This window comes from Gymnodinialimonas sp. (genome assembly GCF_059726805.1).
In genome coordinates, this window is the sequence record NZ_AP041059.1 from 3920083 (window position 1) to 3936598 (window position 16516).

The 16516-nt window shown below is 65.8% G+C and carries 17 protein-coding genes; 1 reads left to right on the forward strand and 16 read right to left on the reverse strand.

The annotated features are described in order from the left end of the window. Positions 1-14: 14 nt before the first annotated feature. The 3 genes from folD to AC6I9R_RS19145 are packed head-to-tail and all read right to left on the reverse strand — an operon-like array spanning position 15 to position 3046. On the reverse strand, positions 15-914 hold the full coding sequence (folD, locus tag AC6I9R_RS19135) for a bifunctional methylenetetrahydrofolate dehydrogenase/methenyltetrahydrofolate cyclohydrolase FolD (protein WP_461428544.1): 900 nt from the start codon (positions 912-914) through the stop codon (positions 15-17). After that, on the reverse strand, positions 911-1366 hold the full coding sequence (locus tag AC6I9R_RS19140; protein ID WP_461428543.1) for an OsmC family protein: 456 nt from the start codon (positions 1364-1366) through the stop codon (positions 911-913). The genes folD and AC6I9R_RS19140 overlap by 4 nt, the downstream gene beginning before the upstream one ends. A gap of 3 nt (positions 1367-1369) precedes the next feature. Beyond that, positions 1370-3046 carry a formate--tetrahydrofolate ligase gene (locus AC6I9R_RS19145; RefSeq protein WP_461428542.1) on the reverse strand — a complete coding sequence of 559 codons (1677 nt, stop codon included), beginning with the start codon at positions 3044-3046 and terminating at the stop codon, positions 1370-1372. A gap of 378 nt (positions 3047-3424) precedes the next feature. Here AC6I9R_RS19145 and AC6I9R_RS19150 point away from each other — a divergent pair, with 378 nt between their 5' ends. After that, positions 3425-3718 carry a sll1863 family stress response protein gene (locus tag AC6I9R_RS19150; protein ID WP_461428541.1) on the forward strand — a complete coding sequence of 98 codons (294 nt, stop codon included), beginning with the start codon at positions 3425-3427 and terminating at the stop codon, positions 3716-3718. 132 nt (positions 3719-3850) lie between these two features. Here the strand turns inward: AC6I9R_RS19150 and ftsH are convergent, their stop codons facing one another. From ftsH to ruvB, 13 genes are all read right to left on the reverse strand, one after another. After that, the gene (ftsH, locus tag AC6I9R_RS19155; protein WP_461428540.1) at positions 3851-5764 is read right to left on the reverse strand and encodes an ATP-dependent zinc metalloprotease FtsH; all 1914 of its coding nucleotides are present in this window, start codon (positions 5762-5764) and stop codon (positions 3851-3853) included. A 75-nt stretch (positions 5765-5839) separates the two neighbouring features. Continuing rightward, positions 5840-7099: a tRNA lysidine(34) synthetase TilS gene (tilS, locus tag AC6I9R_RS19160; RefSeq protein ID WP_461428539.1), complete on the reverse strand. Its 1260-nt coding sequence runs from the start codon at positions 7097-7099 to the stop codon at positions 5840-5842. Continuing rightward, the gene (gene ybgF, locus AC6I9R_RS19165) at positions 7096-7929 is read right to left on the reverse strand and encodes a tol-pal system protein YbgF (RefSeq protein WP_461428538.1); all 834 of its coding nucleotides are present in this window, start codon (positions 7927-7929) and stop codon (positions 7096-7098) included. Before ybgF ends, tilS begins: the two co-directional genes overlap by 4 nt. Position 7930: 1 nt before the next feature. Beyond that, on the reverse strand, positions 7931-8449 hold the full coding sequence (pal, locus tag AC6I9R_RS19170; protein WP_461428537.1) for a peptidoglycan-associated lipoprotein Pal: 519 nt from the start codon (positions 8447-8449) through the stop codon (positions 7931-7933). A 76-nt stretch (positions 8450-8525) separates the two neighbouring features. After that, positions 8526-9863, reverse strand: a complete 1338-nt coding sequence (gene tolB, locus AC6I9R_RS19175) for a Tol-Pal system beta propeller repeat protein TolB (protein WP_461428536.1) — start codon at positions 9861-9863, stop codon at positions 8526-8528. 37 nt (positions 9864-9900) lie between these two features. Beyond that, a complete protein-coding gene (locus AC6I9R_RS19180) occupies positions 9901-11526 on the reverse strand; it encodes a hypothetical protein (RefSeq protein ID WP_461428535.1) in 1626 nt (541 codons plus the stop codon). After that, on the reverse strand, positions 11523-11978 hold the full coding sequence (tolA, locus tag AC6I9R_RS19185) for a cell envelope integrity protein TolA (protein ID WP_461428534.1): 456 nt from the start codon (positions 11976-11978) through the stop codon (positions 11523-11525). The genes AC6I9R_RS19180 and tolA (AC6I9R_RS19185) overlap by 4 nt, the downstream gene beginning before the upstream one ends. Then, positions 11975-13138, reverse strand: a complete 1164-nt coding sequence (tolA, locus tag AC6I9R_RS19190) for a cell envelope integrity protein TolA (protein WP_461428533.1) — start codon at positions 13136-13138, stop codon at positions 11975-11977. The genes tolA (AC6I9R_RS19185) and tolA (AC6I9R_RS19190) overlap by 4 nt, the downstream gene beginning before the upstream one ends. Further along, positions 13113-13604, reverse strand: a complete 492-nt coding sequence (gene tolR, locus AC6I9R_RS19195) for a protein TolR (RefSeq protein ID WP_461428532.1) — start codon at positions 13602-13604, stop codon at positions 13113-13115. Before tolR ends, tolA (AC6I9R_RS19190) begins: the two co-directional genes overlap by 26 nt. Then, positions 13604-14296, reverse strand: a complete 693-nt coding sequence (gene tolQ / locus AC6I9R_RS19200; RefSeq protein ID WP_461428531.1) for a protein TolQ — start codon at positions 14294-14296, stop codon at positions 13604-13606. Before tolQ ends, tolR begins: the two co-directional genes overlap by 1 nt. 121 nt (positions 14297-14417) lie before the next feature. Then, positions 14418-14828 (reverse strand): tol-pal system-associated acyl-CoA thioesterase, encoded by a 411-nt coding sequence (gene ybgC, locus AC6I9R_RS19205; protein ID WP_461428530.1) that lies wholly within the window; start codon positions 14826-14828, stop codon positions 14418-14420. Further along, entirely contained in the window at positions 14825-15463 is a 639-nt protein-coding gene (locus tag AC6I9R_RS19210; RefSeq protein ID WP_461428529.1) for a hypothetical protein, read from the reverse strand. The genes ybgC and AC6I9R_RS19210 overlap by 4 nt, the downstream gene beginning before the upstream one ends. A gap of 39 nt (positions 15464-15502) precedes the next feature. After that, a complete protein-coding gene (ruvB, locus tag AC6I9R_RS19215) occupies positions 15503-16516 on the reverse strand; it encodes a Holliday junction branch migration DNA helicase RuvB (protein ID WP_461428528.1) in 1014 nt (337 codons plus the stop codon).

The following is a 16516-nucleotide window of genomic DNA, read 5'->3' on the forward strand; positions in this document are numbered from 1 at the left end:
AGATGTCCCGTGGTTTAGGCGGTAAGCCCCTCGGGCTCGTCCAGCCCATGAGCCCGGCAGCAGGCCGTCACCGTATTGGCCAAAAGGCACGCGATGGTCATCGGCCCAACGCCACCCGGCACCGGCGTGATCGCACCGGCGACCTCGGTGGCCTCGGCGAAATCGACGTCGCCCAGAAGCTTGGACTTGCCCGGCTTGTCGGGGTGCGGAATGCGGGTGATGCCCACGTCGATCACCGTCGCGCCCGGTTTGACCCAATCGCCCTTCACCATTTCGGCGCGGCCCACGGCAGCCACCAGGATATCGGCGCGCGCGCAGACCTCAGCCAAGTCCTGCGTGCGGGAATGGGCGATGGTCACCGTGCAGTTTTCCTGCAGCAACAACTGCCCCATCGGCTTGCCAAAAAGGTTCGAGCGGCCAATCACCACGGCGTTCTTGCCGGACATATTGCCGACCTCTTCGCGCAACAGCATGAGGCAGCCAAGCGGCGTGCAGGACACCAGCCCCTTCTCGCCGCTCGCCAAAAGGCCCGCGTTCACCACGCTCAACCCGTCCACGTCTTTGGACGGGTCAATCCGCGCGACCACGCGCCGCTCATCCAGATGATCGGGCACGGGGAACTGACACAGAATGCCAGAGACGTTTGGGTCCGCGTTCAACTGGTCAATCAGCGCGAACAGATCCTCTTCCGAGACGTCCGCTGGCAGCTTGTGCTCGAAAGAGGCCATGCCGACCTCGACTGTCTGCTTGTGCTTTGCGGCGACATAGACCTCAGACGCGGGATCCTCGCCCACCAGCACGACGGCCAGGCCCGGCGTGATCCCGTGGTCCGATTTAAGGCGCTCTACATGGCCCGCAACCTGAGCGCGCACTTCAGCCGCATAGGCCTTTCCGTCGATGATTTTCGCCGTCATGGGGCGTCCTCCAATAGGTTAACGACGATCTCCGATCTGACGGAGTTCGCGATGAAACAGGCGTGATGCGCCTTGTCGTGCAGGGCTTTGTGGGTCGTGGCATCGGGCACCTCGGCCCATGTGACCGCTATGTTCAGGTCGACGCGGGGGATCCACGTCTTGCCGTCCTGGCGCTTCAATTCCCCCGTGGCGCGGTCCTCATAGCGCGTCGGCTCCAACCCCGCTTGCCGGGCGAAATCCAGGAACCACAGCATGTGACAGGACGAGATCGAGGCGATGAACGCCTCTTCCGGGTCCACGGCACTTGCATCAGACATCGGCTCCGGCACGACGGACGGAGAGGCCGAGGCCGCAACCTCCAGCCCCCCGTCAAAGCGCCACATGTGCCCGCGCGTGTAGCGGTTGGCGGCGAAATCGCCGCTCGACTGCCAGATCACGCGGGCCTCATGCATGGCTCAGAACAGCCCTTCGATCTCGCCCGCGTCGTTGAGGTGGATCGCCTCGGCAGACGGCTTCCGGGGCAGGCCCGGCATGGTCATGATCTCGCCGCAGACGGCGACGATGAAGCCCGCGCCCGCGGACAGGCGCACCTCCCGCACGGGGATGGAGAAACCGGTGGGCGCGCCGCGCTCATTGGGGTCCGTGGTGAAGGAGTATTGGGTTTTCGCCATGCAAACCGGCAGGTTGCCGTATCCCTGTTCCTCCCACAGCTTCAGCTGATCAAGGATCTTCTTGTCCATCACCGCCTCATCGGCGCGGTAGATGCCTTTGCAGACCGCCTGGATCTTCTCGGCCAGGGGCATGTCGTCAGGGTAGAGGGTATTGAAGTTCGCCTCGCCCTTCTCGATGACCTCAACCACCTTCTCGGCCAACGGTGCAGAGCCTTCGCTGCCCAACTCCCAGTGACGGCTGAGGACAGCTTCTGCGCCTTGCGAGGCGACGTAGTCCTTCACCGCCTGCACTTCCGCGTCGGTGTCAGTGACGAAGTGGTTAATCGCGACCACGACCGGCACCCCGAAGCCCTTCACGTTCTCGATATGACGGCCGAGGTTGGCGCAACCGCTGTTGACCGCCTCCACGTTCTCCGCGCCCAGGTCCGCTTTCGCGACCCCGCCGTTCATCTTCATGGCGCGCACTGTGGCGACCACGACCACAACCGACGGCGCGAGGCCCGCCTTGCGGCACTTGATGTTCATGAACTTCTCGGCACCCAGGTCGGCGCCAAAGCCCGCTTCGGTGACCACATAATCACAGAGCTTCAACGCCGTGGACGTCGCGATGACCGAGTTACAGCCGTGGGCGATGTTCGCAAACGGCCCGCCGTGGACGAACGCCGGGTTGTTTTCCAGCGTCTGCACCAGGTTCGGCTGCATCGCGTCCTTCAGCAGCACCGTCATCGCGCCGTCGGCCTTGATGTCGCGCGCGTAAACGGGGCTCCGGTCGCGGCGGTAGGCCACGATCATCGCGCCCAAGCGCTCTTGCAGGTCCTTCAGGTCCTTGGCGAGGCACAGGATCGCCATGACCTCGGAGGCCACGGTGATGTCAAAGCCCGCCTCACGCGGGAAACCGTTGGCCACACCGCCGAGCGACGCCGTGATCTGCCGCAGCGCGCGGTCGTTCATGTCCACAACGCGGCGCCAGACGACCCGGCGCACGTCGATCTCCAGCTCATTGCCCCAGTAGATGTGGTTGTCGATCATCGCCGACAGAAGGGAATGGGCCGAGGTGATGGCGTGGAAGTCGCCGGTGAAATGGAGGTTCATCTCCTCCATCGGAACAACCTGCGCGTAGCCCCCGCCAGCGGCCCCGCCCTTCATGCCGAAGTTCGGCCCAAGGGACGCCTCGCGGATACAGACCATCGCGTTCTTGCCAATGCGGTTCAGGCCGTCGCCCAACCCCACGGTCGTCGTTGTTTTCCCCTCGCCCGCAGGCGTCGGGTTGATAGCGGTCACCAGAATCAGGTGGCCGTTGTCACGATCCTGGACGGAATTGATGAACGATTGGCTAACCTTGGCCTTATCATGGCCGTAGGGCAGCAGATCGGCGCTTTCGATGCCAATCTTGCCGCCGATCTCTTGAATCGGGCGTTTGGACGCCTCACGAGCGATTTCGATGTCTGTTTTGTAACCCATGGCGCGCACTCCCCGTCGCGAAATTGCGGTGCTTCACTCGCCTATAACGGGCAAGGTCCTGCGGGATAGTGCCAATTCCGACATTTCGACAGGGCATCCCGCCATCGGGTCCGAGTTAGGTTTCCGAAAGGAAAGCAGCGACCACTTTGGAACTTTTCGGACGCGTCAACCGTTTCTTAAGGGAACCCAGCGAGGGTAAGAGTTGACCGAACAGAATTGGACCAAACCATGCGTATCCCCACCATCAGCCTCATGATCTACACCGGCCTGGCCCTTGGCATGTCCGCAGGCATTGCCGTGATTGCCGCAGCGTAAATCACCCCAAGCTTTTCTGTGGACGCTCGTGTAAGCTTCTCCCGATCACAAGGAGAAGACACGATGACGGACCCAAAAGAGTTCATGGCGCAGGCGAAGGCACAAATGGAGGCCTGGGGCGCAGAGATGACGAAGATGCAGGCCAAGATGCAGGAGGCCGGCGAAGCGGGCCAGGCGCAGATGGTCAAGCAGTTCGAAGCGCTGAACGAGCAGCGCAAGCATGCCGAGAAGCAGATGGAAGAGCTTGGCAAAGCCAACATGGAAGCCGCCAAAGATGTGCAGGCGACCATGCAGAAGGCGTGGAAGGACATGGAAGCGCAGATGGAAGAGGCGCGGAAGAAGATGATGGGCCAATAGGCCCTCGACGCCCTTCAAAAGCGCAAGTGCGGCTGAGGTCGCCCGACCAAAACGCTGCACCGACCAGATAACAAAAAGCCCCCGAACCACTGCGGTCCGGGGGCTTTCTTCATTCTTAATGACAGACCGATGTCATCCAGTCGGCTCAGGCTCCATGTCGCCCGAGGGCTTGGACTTGGGTTTCAGCTTCGGGATCGCGGTGACCGACGGTGTGCCGCCCGATGTCGGCGCCTCGTCATCGTCATCGCCCCGGTTAAGCGGCTCGCCCGCGATCACCTTGGTGATCTCTTTGCCGGTCAGGGTCTCATACTCCAGCAGGCCCTGGGCCAGACGCTCCAGGTCATCGCGCTGCTCTGTGAGGATCCGCTTGGCGGTCTGATAGCCTTCTTCCACCAACTCCTTCACCTTGTCGTCGATGATCTTCTGGGTATCGGCCGAGTGGCTGGTGCCGCCGCCGTACGCGCCCAGATGGGACTGCTGCTCGTTGGCGTAGTCCACATAGCCAAGCTCTTCCGCGTAGCCGAATTGCGTGACCATCGCGCGCGCAATTCGCGTGACTTGCTGGATGTCCGAAGACGCGCCCGAGGTGATGTGCTCTTTTCCGAACACCAGCTCTTCCGCCACACGGCCCCCCATCGCCATGGCGATTTTGGAGGTGTATTTGCGGTAGGACACGCTCAACTGATCCCGCTCCGGCAAGGACAAAACCAAGCCCAACGCGCGCCCGCGCGGGATGATCGTCGCCTTATGGATCGGGTCGTGATCCGGCACGTTAAGGCCCACGACAGCGTGGCCCGCCTCATGATAGGCGGTCAGTTTCTTCTCATCCTCGGTCATCACCATGGAACGGCGCTCGCTGCCCATCATGACCTTGTCCTTGGCGGATTCAAAATCCTCCATCGTCACGAAACGACGCCCGATGCGCGCTGCCATCAGCGCGGATTCATTGACCAGGTTCGCCAGATCCGCGCCCGAGAAACCGGGCGTGCCGCGCGCGATGATGCGCAGATCCACGTCCGGACCCAGCGGCACCTTGCGGGCGTGGACGCCCAGAATGCGCTCGCGGCCCTTGATGTCGGGGTTGGGCACCTGCACCTGGCGGTCGAAACGACCCGGGCGCAGCAGCGCGGGGTCGAGAACGTCGGGGCGGTTGGTGGCGGCCACGATGATGACGCCCTCGTTGGCCTCAAAACCGTCCATCTCCACCAGCAACTGGTTCAGCGTCTGCTCCCGCTCGTCATTGCCGCCGCCGTAGCCCGCGCCACGGGACCGGCCCACGGCGTCGATCTCATCGATGAACACAATGCACGGCGCGTTTTTCTTGGCCTGCTCGAACATGTCGCGCACACGGGACGCACCCACACCCACGAACATCTCCACGAAGTCAGAGCCCGAGATGGTGAAAAACGGCACGCCCGCCTCGCCCGCAATCGCGCGCGCCAGCAGCGTCTTACCGGTGCCCGGAGGTCCCACCAGCAGCGCACCCTTGGGGATCTTGCCGCCCAGGCGCGAGAATTTCTGCGGGTTGCGCAGGAATTCGACGATTTCCTCAAGCTCTTCCTTGGCCTCGTCGATGCCCGCCACGTCGTCAAACGTCACACGCCCGTGCTTTTCGGTCAGTAGCTTGGCCTTCGATTTACCGAAGCCCATCGCCCCGCCTTTTCCGCCGCCCTGCATCCGGTTCATGAAGAAAATCCAGATGCCGATCAGCACAAGGACCGGAAGCCACAGCGATAGCACGCTCAGGAAGCCCGACTGCTGCTGCGCGCGCGCCTCGATGCGGACGTCGTTGGCCAGCAGTGTATTCGTCGTCTCGGAATCGGCGGGCGCGATGGTGCTGAACGAGCCTTCGCCGGTGGTGAACTGCACGTTCTCCCCATCCAGCGTAGCCGACAAAACCGCCCCGCTTTCAACCTGTTGCACGAATTCCGAATAGGCCACGGTGCGGCTGTTCACTTGCGTCTGTCCGCCTGAAAACAGGTTGAACAAAGCCAGGATCAGCAGGAACAGAATGACCCAAAATGCGATATTTCTCGCGTTGCCCAAGGCAGATCTCCTCACACGGGAAAGCGCGGGCCCGGCCCGCGTGTTAGGACTAAGATAAGCGTTGCCGCTTCGAGTTCAACGCGAAAGCAACGATGCGATGAAAGATGGCGCTTTGGGCCGCAGGGTGGCGGTGAACGCAAGCCCCGTTGTGGTCGCCGCGCAGGCGACCAAACGCGGGCCCTCAAATAGCGCGGGACGCGCGATCGCGGCATCGTGCGGCGCGCCATCGCCGGGCCGTTCGGGCAGTTGCTGCCACCCGTCCGGACCCAGAGCGCGCAGGGTCAGACCGCGGGTGTTGGACGCGACTTGCCAGCGGTTGTCCCATGTCGCGGTGCCGGCCAAGGCAAGGCTGTGATCGCGCACGGCGGCATATTCCCGGCAGACCCGCGCCTGCGTTGACGTGACGATCACCTGAGCCCCGTGCAGCGTACCGCCGCCGCCCGAAAGGACCCGGTCCAGCAGGGCGTCCAGCGCGCGGGCGCGGGGCCGGTAGGGCGCGGAAGAAACCCACTGCAAACCCGCTGCGAGCAGGCGCAATTGGGTGTCGCGCTCAATCCCCGCGAAGGCGTCCCGGTCGATCAAGATATCCCCGGTGGGCGCGCCGCCCGGGGCGTCCTCGGTGATGCAACCCCGTGCCACGTCCACGGCGCGCGCCACCAGCGCGTCCCGCGCGCGGCTCATCCTATGGGCCGTTTCCGCCAGCGCGCCGAGGTCCAGGCCCAGGTTCGAGATCACCTTGCGGGCACGCACCCGCTCGTAGGCCGTATCCTCGTTGGAAGGGTCGTCCACATAGGGCAGCTTCAGGACATCCGCGTAGTGGCGCAGGTCGGCGCGGGTCTCTTGCAGCAAAGGACGGATGATCTGCCAGCCGCCCATATCGCGGGTCTCGGCCATGGACGACAGCCCTTCAACGCCCGAGCCACGGGCCAGCCGCATCACCAGCGTCTCGGCCTGATCATCCTGGGTGTGGGCAAAAAGCACACGGGCGATGTCGCCGCGCCATTCGTCAATCAGCCGCAACCGCGCGCGGCGCGCCGCGTCCTGCAGGTTGCCGGTGCCGTCCCATTGCCATTTTAGCGTGGTGTGCGGGTGCCCCAGCGCCGCACACTCCTCGGCCACTTTCGCGGCCTCCTCGCAGCTTTCCGGTCGTAGCCCGTGATCGACGGTGACCACATGCAGGCCAACGCCGTAGACGCGCGCCCATTCGTGGGCCAGCGCCAGCATCGCCATGCTGTCGCCGCCACCGCTGACGGCCAGTGCGATTTGGGTCGGGAAATCGGGGCCCAACAGCCGGCCCATCTGGCCGGCAAAGCGCTGCGACAGGGTCGCGGTCACTGGCAGCCCAGGCGCCCCATCTCGGATTGCGCTTCAGCGACCGAGGGCGTGCCGGGGTAGCGCACGGCGACTTCGGCCAGGGTCAGACAGGCCTCTTCCCGCTGGCCGATCTGTGCCAGGGACACCCCAAGCGAGGTCAGCGCAATCGGCGCGCGCGGCCCTTCAGGCGCGGCAGAGAACGCCGCGAGGAACGCCCGTGCGGCCGGGTTCCAGCGGCCCAGGTTGGCCTCGGCCTCGCCGCGCAAGTAATGCGCGTCCGCCGACAGGGGGGAGCCGGGATAGGTGTCCACGAAGGTCTGGAACGCGACAGCGGCATCGGCGAAACTGCCCGCTTCAAAGGCCGCGTTGGCGCGGTCGAAATCGCCCTGCTCGGCCACCGCCAAGCCGGAGGGTTGCGGCGTCGTGGGCGCCACGGACGCCGCAGGCGCGGCACCGGTGGTGCCCGCACTGGACGGCGTCACGCCGCCCAACGACGGCGTTTCACCCAGCGAACTGATGTCGCAGGCCGGTTCCAATTCGCACAGGCGGAACTCCAGATCACCGATCCGGTTGGTCCCGTCGCGCACGACGCTGTCCACGTCCAGCTGCAACCGCTCGGTCAGGGCGGTCAGCCGCGTGACCTCCGCCTCGATGGCATTGACCCGGTCCAGGGTGGAGCCGCTCGCGCCCGAGCCTGTCGCGCCGCCGGTGGTGTTCAACTCCCCCCGAAGGCGCTGGATTTCGACGTAAAGCACCGACAGTTCCTGCCGGATATCCGCCAAGGTTTCCGCGTTCTGGGCCGAGACCGGCCCCGCAATCAACGCGCAACACACTGCCAGGGCCAGCCGCATCTTAGGCCCCCAAACCGGCAGAGATCACCGTGACGGCCCGGCGGTTCTGGCTATAGCACGCCTCGTCCGAGCAGATTTGCAGCGGACGCTCCTTGCCGTAGGAGATCGTGCGCAACCGCGCGTCCGGCACACCCTGGCTCACCAGATATTCCCGCACCGCTGCCGCGCGGCGCGCGCCAAGCGCGAGGTTGTACTCGCGCGTGCCTTGCTCATCCGCGTGACCCTCGATCAGGGCGGTGAACTCGGGGTTGGCCAGCAGCCATTGGGCCTGGGCGGCGATCACCGCTTGGGCCTCGGACGACAGCGTCGATTGATCGACCGCGAACAGCACCCGGTCGCCGACGACCTCGTTGAAATACGCGGGGCTTGTCGGATCACCGACACCGCCCGCGCCGATCCCACCGGCGCCTGCGCCACCTGCGCCGCCCGCTGCGTCACTGCCGTTCAGGCCCCCTTGCGAACAGGCCGCCAGGGCCAGGGTCGCCACCAGAAGGGCCGGTTTGATGAAAGAAAATGTCATGTGCTCTGATCCTCGGATCTATGTTTTTTACCTGTATAGCATGGGCACCGTGCCCCCGCCAATTGTGTTGGGCCAATCACGTTTGCAGTGGCGACCACGCCGGGTCCGATGCCATCCCGGGCGTTGCCACCCGTTGCAGGTTCCGCCCCGAGATGTCGACCGAATAGACCGCTGGCGCGCCGTCGTCGCCGGGCGTCTCGCGGGTGAACATGATGACGCGCCCGTTCGGCGCCCAGGTCGGGCCTTCGTCCAGGAAGGACGAGGTCAGCAACCGCTCCTCTGAACCATCCACGCGCATCACACCGATGTGGAACCGGCCGTTTTCCTGCTTGGTGAACGCGATGTAATCGCCCCGGGGCGACCACACCGGCGTGCCATAGCGCCCGGTCCCGGCCGAGATCCGGCGCGCATCGCCGCCGCCGGATCCCATGATGTAGATCTGCTGCCCGCCGGATCGGTCGCTTTCAAACACGATCTGCGACCCATCGGGCGAGAACGACGGCGCCGTCTCGATCGAGGGGGCTTGGGTCAGCCGCGTGCGCGTGCCCGTGGCCAGATCCAGCGAATAGATGTCGGTATTCGACCCATCCACCAGGCTGAACACCACCGATTGCCCATTCGGATGGAAGCGCGGCGAGAAGGTCATGGTTTCCGCCGGGATCGCCTCCAATGGGCGGCGCTGCACCGTGGCCACATCCATGATGTAGACCTGCGGGAAGCCGCTCTCATAGCTGGTGTAAAGGATCCGGTCGCCCTGGGGCGAGAAGCGCGGGGCCAGCACGATGGCGCGGCTGTCCGTGAGGAACTGCACATTCGCGCCGTCGTAATCCATGATCGCCAACCGCTTGAGCCGTGCGTTCTTCGGCCCCTCCTCGGCGATAAACGCCACGCGGGTGTCGAAATACCCGCCCTCCCCGGTGATCCGGCTATAGACCTGATCGGCGACCGTATGGGCCATCCGCCGCCAGCTGTCGGCTGGGCCGACAAACTGCAAGCCCTCGCCCAAGGGCGCCTGGCTGAACACGTCGAACAGGCGGAACCGCACCACCAATTGACCATCCGCGCGCGCCTCAACCTGGCCGGTGATCAGCGCCTGCGCATTGATCGCCTGCCAGTCGGGGTAGGCCACCGGGGCGCTGAAATTCGTCACCTGGCTGATGTAGGCGTCCTGAGGGATCTGCCGGAACAGCCCGGTGCCGCGCAGATCGGCGGCGATCACGCGGCTGACGTCGGCGGCCACATCGCCCGCGTTGCCCTCGGGCAGGAACGTCGGCAGGGCAAAGGGCAAGGGCTCGATCACCCCTTCGGTGATCTCCAGGCGCAGCGGGTCGGATTGCGCGAAGGCATAGCCGGGCAGCGCGGTCGAGGCCGCAAGCGCCGAGGTGGCGTGGATAAAACGACGGCGGTTCAACATGTGAAACCTCCTCTAAAAGGGGCGGGAAACTGGCGCGTCATTGCAACCGAACCCCGCTGCGATCAAAAACAAGGGTGGTGGATGCGGTGACCGGCTCATAGGCCGTCGCCTCCGCACATCCCATCAGGGCCGCATGGGCGGCGCGGTACGCGTCTTCCGCAGCGCCCGAGACGACACGGGCAAACCCCGTCAGCCGAATCGATTGCGCCGAGGGCATGTTGGTCTCGTCGAGCGCCACGTCGACCGACAGCCGCGCCCATTGCGCCTCCGGTCCCAGGTTGGCCATGCGCCAGCAGATCATCGCGTCGTCCATCATCCGCGCAATCGCGCCCGCATCCGGGGCCGGTAATTCCACCGCCGCGTCGGGGTCCGTGACCGGCGTGTCGAAGGCAGGCGTTGTGGAAGGGAGCAACACCGGCATCCGCACCGGGATGATTGTCGGCTGGCCCGTCAGGACCGCCGCATTGGCCTCGGCAAAGGGGAACGGCGGCTGGATCGTGCGGGTCAGGCTTGCGGGGCCTGGCGGCAATTCAGATGGTGGCAGGGCCGACATCGGGAACAGGTCGTGGGCCGGCGCCGGCGCACGGGCCAGGCGCGGCACAGGGGCCGAGCGTGCGGCAACGGACGGCAGCAACACCGCAGACAGGGGCGCGGTTCTGACGGCGGCAAAATGCGGAACCGCCTCCAACGCCGCGGGGCCCGAGGGGTGAAGACGCGGCAGGATCGGCGCGCGCTCCAGGGGCGGCATGACAAAGGCCACGGGCTGCGCGACAGGCCGCGACAACGGCGCGGGCGCGGGCAGCAGCACCGCCGACATGGCTGCAGGCTCCTGAGCCCGCACGGTGCGTGCAAAGGCCATGGCCACCATCGGTTCGACCGAAGGCGGGGTCAGTTCCCGCACCGGCGCGGGCGTCCGTGCCGCAGGCGCGGGCACGGCACTTGGCTGGACGGGTTGCTGTGGCGACGCTTCGCCCTGGTCTAAGTTGAGGGCCAGCACCTCGGACGGCGCAACTCCATCAGCGCGGGGCAACTCGCGCGGGGCGGCGACCATGATCGCATGGGCCTCTGCCGCGATCTGCGCCGCCAGGGCTTCAGCCAGTGCGACCGTCGCGGCGGTTTCAGGGCGCGGCACCGGACGCGCGGAGGGTGCCACAGGTGATGGCACAGGCAGCGCGGCGGCGACCTCGATGGTGGTGGGTGCAACGGGTTCGGGGTCAACAGCGGCGGGTGCGACGGCGACGGTCCCAACAGGCGCGGGCGCGACAGCTTCCACGGGCGCAGGCAGTTCTGCCACCGCAACGGGCTCGAGCGCCACTACCGCCACTTCGGTCGCCTCCGGCGCAGGGGCCTCAACTGCCCCTACCGCAATCAAGTCGCTCGGGCGCGGCACCGGGCGGGTGTCAGGCGCGGAGGGAGGCGCCGTCACCAAAGCAGGCTCCGGCGGGGTCAGCAACACACGTGGTGCCGACGTGCCGGTGATCAACGGGCCCGCGCTCGGGGCTTCCAGCACCACGCCGCGCGTCTCGGGCGCGGCCACAACCGGCGCCTGCGATTGCGGCACGGAAATCCACATCCCTGGGCGGTCGCTCAACGCCGTTTGCGCCGCCGCGGGTGTCGCCAACGCGGCGAAAATTACACAGTACTGGAACACAAAACGGATCATCGCGCAGCCATACTCCCCGCGTCAAAGGTCATCTCGACCCGCTGCCAGATCGGGTGGGTTTCAACCGGCAGATCCAGCCCGTCGTTGCCGCAGCGCATGATCGCGGCGAAGGCCTGCACCAGCGCCTCTTCGGCGGCATCCTGGGTGCCGTTGGTGTAATCCACCATCTCGATGCTCTCGCGGATCACCTGGCCGTCGGGTGTCGTGTCAAAGCCCAGGCGGATGCGCACCGCCGTGGCCTCTTCCGACAGACCGCCGACATTCCAGCAGGCGCGAATGGCTTCGCTGATCTGTGCCGCAATCGCGGCGCGGTCCGGCACGGCGGTCTCGACTTCTGCCGCCGCTTCCGCCGCCTGCGCGCGCGCCACAAGGCCCTCTGGGCGCGGCACCGGCACGGTTTCCGCCAACACAGGCGTGGCAAGCAGGCTTAGGGTCAAAGCAAGTCGGATCATCTCAGGCGCATTCCTTCCGGGTTGAAGACCAGCTCGATCTGGCTCCAACGGTCATAACTTTCCAGCGGCAGGTCGAATCCGTTCGCCCCGCAGCGAATGATCGCCCGGCGCGCCGCTTCATAGGCCTGGTTGGCCGCACCCTGGCTGCCGCCCGAGAACTCGATCATCCGGATCGTGCCCGCATCGGGCCGCGCGTCGCGGGCCATGTCGAAGGCGACCACCACCGTGGTCCCCAGCGCTTCCGTCGACAGCGCGCCGACGTTCCAGCACGCCTGCACCGCCACCCGGAAGCCATCGCGCACGCCCTGGGACAGCGGCGGGCCCGAGGGGGCTACGGGCGTCTGCGTGGGTGTTTCCACCGCATCCGCCACCGCCGAAGCGATGGCCGCGGCCAGGGGATCAACCTCCTCCGTCGGTGCCTCGACCACAGCTTCCTCGGCGGCAGCCACCTCTACAGGCTCCTCCACCGGGGCAGGCCGCGAGGGACGCGCCGTGGGACGGACCGAGGATGTCGGCCCAAGCGGTGCCGCCGCAGGCTCTTCCGCCTCGGTCACGATCTCTGTCGTGGCCTCTTCCGGGGCCGTTTCGGGCGTCTCTTCCACCGGGGCCTCTTCGGCCAGCTCCGGCTCCGTTGGCTGTTCCAACACTTCAGGCGCGGTCTCTACGTCCGGCTCGGGCAAGGGCGCGGCCACCGGGGCCACGCGCGGGGCACTGTCGGGGCGCGGCGTGGGGGCCACAGCCGCATCGGGCGCGCCCGGCGGCGGGGCCAGGGCGGCAACCTCGTCGGTCACTTGCGTATCGGGGATGGGATCGACGGGCACCGGCGTCTGTTCCGGCGGCGGTGCCTCGCTTTCAACCGGGGCCTCTTGCGCAGGCGGCGGCGCTTCGGCGGCCGGCACCTCCACCTGCTCCGGCAGGCTCGGCTGCTCCAACGCGACAGGCGTCGGGTCCACCAGCGGCGTGGGCATCGCGCCGGTCAGCGCCTCGAACTCGGACACCGACATCAACGTCACGCCCGTGACCTCAAATTCCACCTCTGGGCTGCGATCAAACAACATACCGCCGAAGGCCACCCATAACAGGAGGCCCGCGTGCAAGGATCCAGAAGCGTAGAGGGACCGGCGCATCGCGGCATCACTCCCCGGTCTCGGCGGTGCCATCCAGACGCGGCCCGCCGGCGTCTGTCACCAGTCCAATTTCCCGGAAGCCGCCCGCGTTCAACGCGCCCATGACCTCCATCACCTGCTCATAAGGAATGCCGCCATCGGCGCGCACGAAGATGCGCGGGCTGTCCCGCTCCGCCGCAATCGCCTGCAGGCGCGGGATGATATCCTCACGCGCCACTTCCGTGGTCTGCAACATCACCCGGCCGTCCGCCGTCAACGTTACGGTCAACGGCTCTTCCTGCTCGGACGGCAGGGACTCGGCCGAGGTGTCGGGCAGGTCAATCGGCACGCCGACCGTCATCAATGGCGCGGCCACCATGAAGATAATCAACAGACACAACATGACGTCCACGAAGGGCGTCACGTTGATCTCGGACATAGGCCTTGCGCCGCCGCGCCGGGACCTGCCCCGCCTACGACCGCCGCCCCCGCCGCCGCGTTGTGCCAGCGACGCGCCCATCAGTCCAACTGCCTGCTTAACAAAGTGGAGAATTCGTCGGCAAAACTTTCATACGTGCCCACGATCTGATCCGCATCGCCCGACAGCTTGTTATAGAGAATAACCGCCGGGATCGCCGCCAACAGGCCCAGGCCGGTGGCCAAAAGCGCCTCCGCGATGCCCGGTGCCACGACCGCCAGGGACGATTGCCCGGAAATCGCGATCTCCTGGAAGGATCGCATGATGCCCCAGACCGTCCCGAAGAGGCCGACGAACGGCGCGGTGGATCCGGTCGTGGCCAGGAACGTCAAGCCATTGGTCAGGCGCGTGGATTCGCGGTTGATCGACACATCCATGCTGCGGTCCACCCGCTGCTGCACGCCGGGGATCAACGCGCCGTCATCGCGCAAACTGCGCCGCCACTCGGTCATGCCCGCCACGAACACCCGCTCGGACGCGGAACGCGGCGCATCGGCCACCTTGTCATAGAACTCGTCCAGCGGCTCGCCGGACCAGAACGACGTGTCAAACTCTGCCGCGTTCGCGCGCGCACGGCGGAACATGGCGAATTTGGAGAAGGCAATCGCCCAAACCCAGACAGAGGCGACGATCAATCCGATCATCACCAGCTGAACGATCAGGCTTGCACGAAAGAAAAGCGCGATGAGGGTAAAATCCGCCTCATTCGCCAACGCGAGCGTTTCCGTTTCCATTAGTCTTCTGCTGTCCTCTGCCCCGGCCTCAACACCGTATGTCCATACGCGGGCGCTGTTTTCGCGCCTCATTTGTGCCTTAGTTTAACAGGACGGAAGGGCTATGGCGAACACTTCTGCGTCACAAGCTGTCACTTGCCGTGATCGCTGTGACTTTTGCGCGAATATCCGCCGGAAGACGCGCCGCACGGCCTTGTGAATTAAGGATGACGACCTTGATCCGCGCCTCCAGCAACACCTCGTCGCTGCGCAGAACCCGCTGCGGCATGTCAAAACTGGCGCCTTTCAACTGGTCCAGCCGGGTCTCGACCACCAGTTCGTCATCGTAATTGGCGGGTTTCAGGTAATCCGCCTCCACCCGGCGCACCGCAAAGACCAGCCCCGCAGCCTTCATGTCGAGTTGCGAGATCCCGGCCTCCCGCACCATCTCGGACCGTCCTCGCTCCAGATATTTCAGGTAATTGGCGTAGTAGACGATCCCCGCCAGGTCGACGTCTTCATAATACACGCGCAGGGGCCAGTGGTGGATCATTGGGCGTGTCCTATCCGCGCGAAAAGGCGCAGGGCATGGGATTTGTCCGTGGCCGCAACCGGCAGCACCGGGTCATAGGCGGCGCGGATCACGTCGGCAATCTCGGGCTTGAGGACTGCCGGCCCGTCGTCCTTCAGCACCGCCAGCGGCGAGGTGCCCAGAAACGCCGTGTCACTCCACAGCAGGATCGTCTGGACGATCTGGCTCAGCGCAATCGTGTCGGCACTGGCCTCTGCCATCGCGGCGTCCATGCGGATGAAGACGAAAGCCGCCTTGATGCCGCCGTCCGCGTCAAAGCGGAAACTGCGGTATTGGTTGGCGCTTGCCGCCTCTAGCCGTTCCACCAACGGGGCGAGGTCGGGGATCAAACGATCCAGGTTCGGTGTCGCCGTCAGCTCCGCCCAGTCGCGCAGGAAGAAGACCATCAGGTTCGCGCCCAGTTCCGGGTCCGTCTCGGCCATCTTGTGGTCGGCCAGGGCCACCACAGCCTCAATCGCGCCCTTGAAGACGCTGATCGTGGCGTCCTCCACCCCGAACACAATCGGCGCAATGGGCCGCCCCCAGCGGGCGAACAAGAACTGCCCGTCGGCGCGGGTGAACAGGGCTTCGATGCTTTCAGGTGTCGGCGCGCTCAAGTCGGTCCTCCGAATCCGGGGCTGTCATGGGATGGCGGTTCAGAGGAACCCCTCGTCGCGTTGCGGTTGCGGCAGGCCCAAATGGCTCCAGCCCTTGTGCGCCAGCATTCGCCCGCGCGGGGTGCGGGCGATCAGGCCCTGCTGCAGCAGGAACGGCTCGATCACCTCTTCCAGCGAGTCGCGCGGCTCGGCCAGGGCCGCCGCCACGGTCTCGATCCCCACCGGGCCGCCGTGGTAATTCTCGGCGATCAGCGAAAGATACCTCCGGTCCGCCCCGTCGAGCCCCAGCGCATCCACCCCCAGCCGCGTCAGCGCGCTGTCGGCGATGTCCTGCGTCAGCCGCCCGTCGCCTTCGACGACCGCAAAATCAATCACCCGCCGCAAGAGCCGCCCCGCGATCCGAGGCGTCCCGCGCGCGCGTTTGGCGATCTCCAGAGTGCCCTTCGGATCGGCCTGAATACCCGCCAGCCGCGCGCCCCGCGCGACGATCTGGTCAAGCTCTGCAATGGTGTAAAAGTTCAACCGCGTCGGGATTCCAAACCGGTCGCGCAGGGGCGTCGTCAGCAACCCCAGCCGTGTCGTTGCGCCGACGAGCGTAAACGGCTGCAACTCGATCCGCACCGTCCGTGCCGCAGGCCCCTCGCCGATCACCAAATCCAGCTCAAAATCCTCCAGCGCCGGGTACAACACCTCTTCCACCGCCGGGTTCAGGCGGTGGATCTCGTCGATGAATAAGACGTCCTTAGCCTCAAGATTGGTCAGGATCGCCGCCAGATCCCCGGCCTTGGCCAGCACGGGGCCGGAGGTCATCCGAAACCCAACCCCCAGCTCTTTCGCCATGATCTGCGCCAGGGTCGTTTTCCCCAACCCCGGCGGCCCGTGGAACAGCACGTGATCCATCGCCTCCCCGCGCCGTCGCGCGCTTTCGATGAACACCCGCAGGTTCGCGCGCGCCTCTTCCTGCCCGGTGAAGTCATCGAGCGTTTGCGGACGCAACGCGCGGTCATCCTCGGGCAGGCGGTCGGGGCGCAGGGTGGGGTCAGGCTCTGTCAT

Excerpts from the sequence above, each read along its gene's own strand:
- folD (WP_461428544.1), bottom strand. The coding sequence starts at position 914 with ATGACGGCGAAAATCATCGACGGAAAGGCCTATGCGGCTGAAGTGCGC.
- AC6I9R_RS19140 (WP_461428543.1), bottom strand. The coding sequence starts at position 1,366 with ATGCATGAGGCCCGCGTGATCTGGCAGTCGAGCGGCGATTTCGCCGCC.
- AC6I9R_RS19145 (WP_461428542.1), bottom strand. The coding sequence starts at position 3,046 with ATGGGTTACAAAACAGACATCGAAATCGCTCGTGAGGCGTCCAAACGC.
- AC6I9R_RS19150 (WP_461428541.1), top strand. The coding sequence starts at position 3,425 with ATGACGGACCCAAAAGAGTTCATGGCGCAGGCGAAGGCACAAATGGAG.
- ybgF (WP_461428538.1), bottom strand. The coding sequence starts at position 7,929 with ATGCGGCTGGCCCTGGCAGTGTGTTGCGCGTTGATTGCGGGGCCGGTC.
- pal (WP_461428537.1), bottom strand. The coding sequence starts at position 8,449 with ATGACATTTTCTTTCATCAAACCGGCCCTTCTGGTGGCGACCCTGGCC.
- tolB (WP_461428536.1), bottom strand. The coding sequence starts at position 9,863 with ATGTTGAACCGCCGTCGTTTTATCCACGCCACCTCGGCGCTTGCGGCC.
- AC6I9R_RS19180 (WP_461428535.1), bottom strand. The coding sequence starts at position 11,526 with ATGATCCGTTTTGTGTTCCAGTACTGTGTAATTTTCGCCGCGTTGGCG.
- tolA (WP_461428534.1), bottom strand. The coding sequence starts at position 11,978 with ATGATCCGACTTGCTTTGACCCTAAGCCTGCTTGCCACGCCTGTGTTG.
- tolA (WP_461428533.1), bottom strand. The coding sequence starts at position 13,138 with ATGGCACCGCCGAGACCGGGGAGTGATGCCGCGATGCGCCGGTCCCTC.
- tolR (WP_461428532.1), bottom strand. The coding sequence starts at position 13,604 with ATGGGCGCGTCGCTGGCACAACGCGGCGGCGGGGGCGGCGGTCGTAGG.
- tolQ (WP_461428531.1), bottom strand. The coding sequence starts at position 14,296 with ATGGAAACGGAAACGCTCGCGTTGGCGAATGAGGCGGATTTTACCCTC.
- ybgC (WP_461428530.1), bottom strand. The coding sequence starts at position 14,828 with ATGATCCACCACTGGCCCCTGCGCGTGTATTATGAAGACGTCGACCTG.
- ruvB (WP_461428528.1), bottom strand. The coding sequence starts at position 16,516 with ATGACAGAGCCTGACCCCACCCTGCGCCCCGACCGCCTGCCCGAGGAT.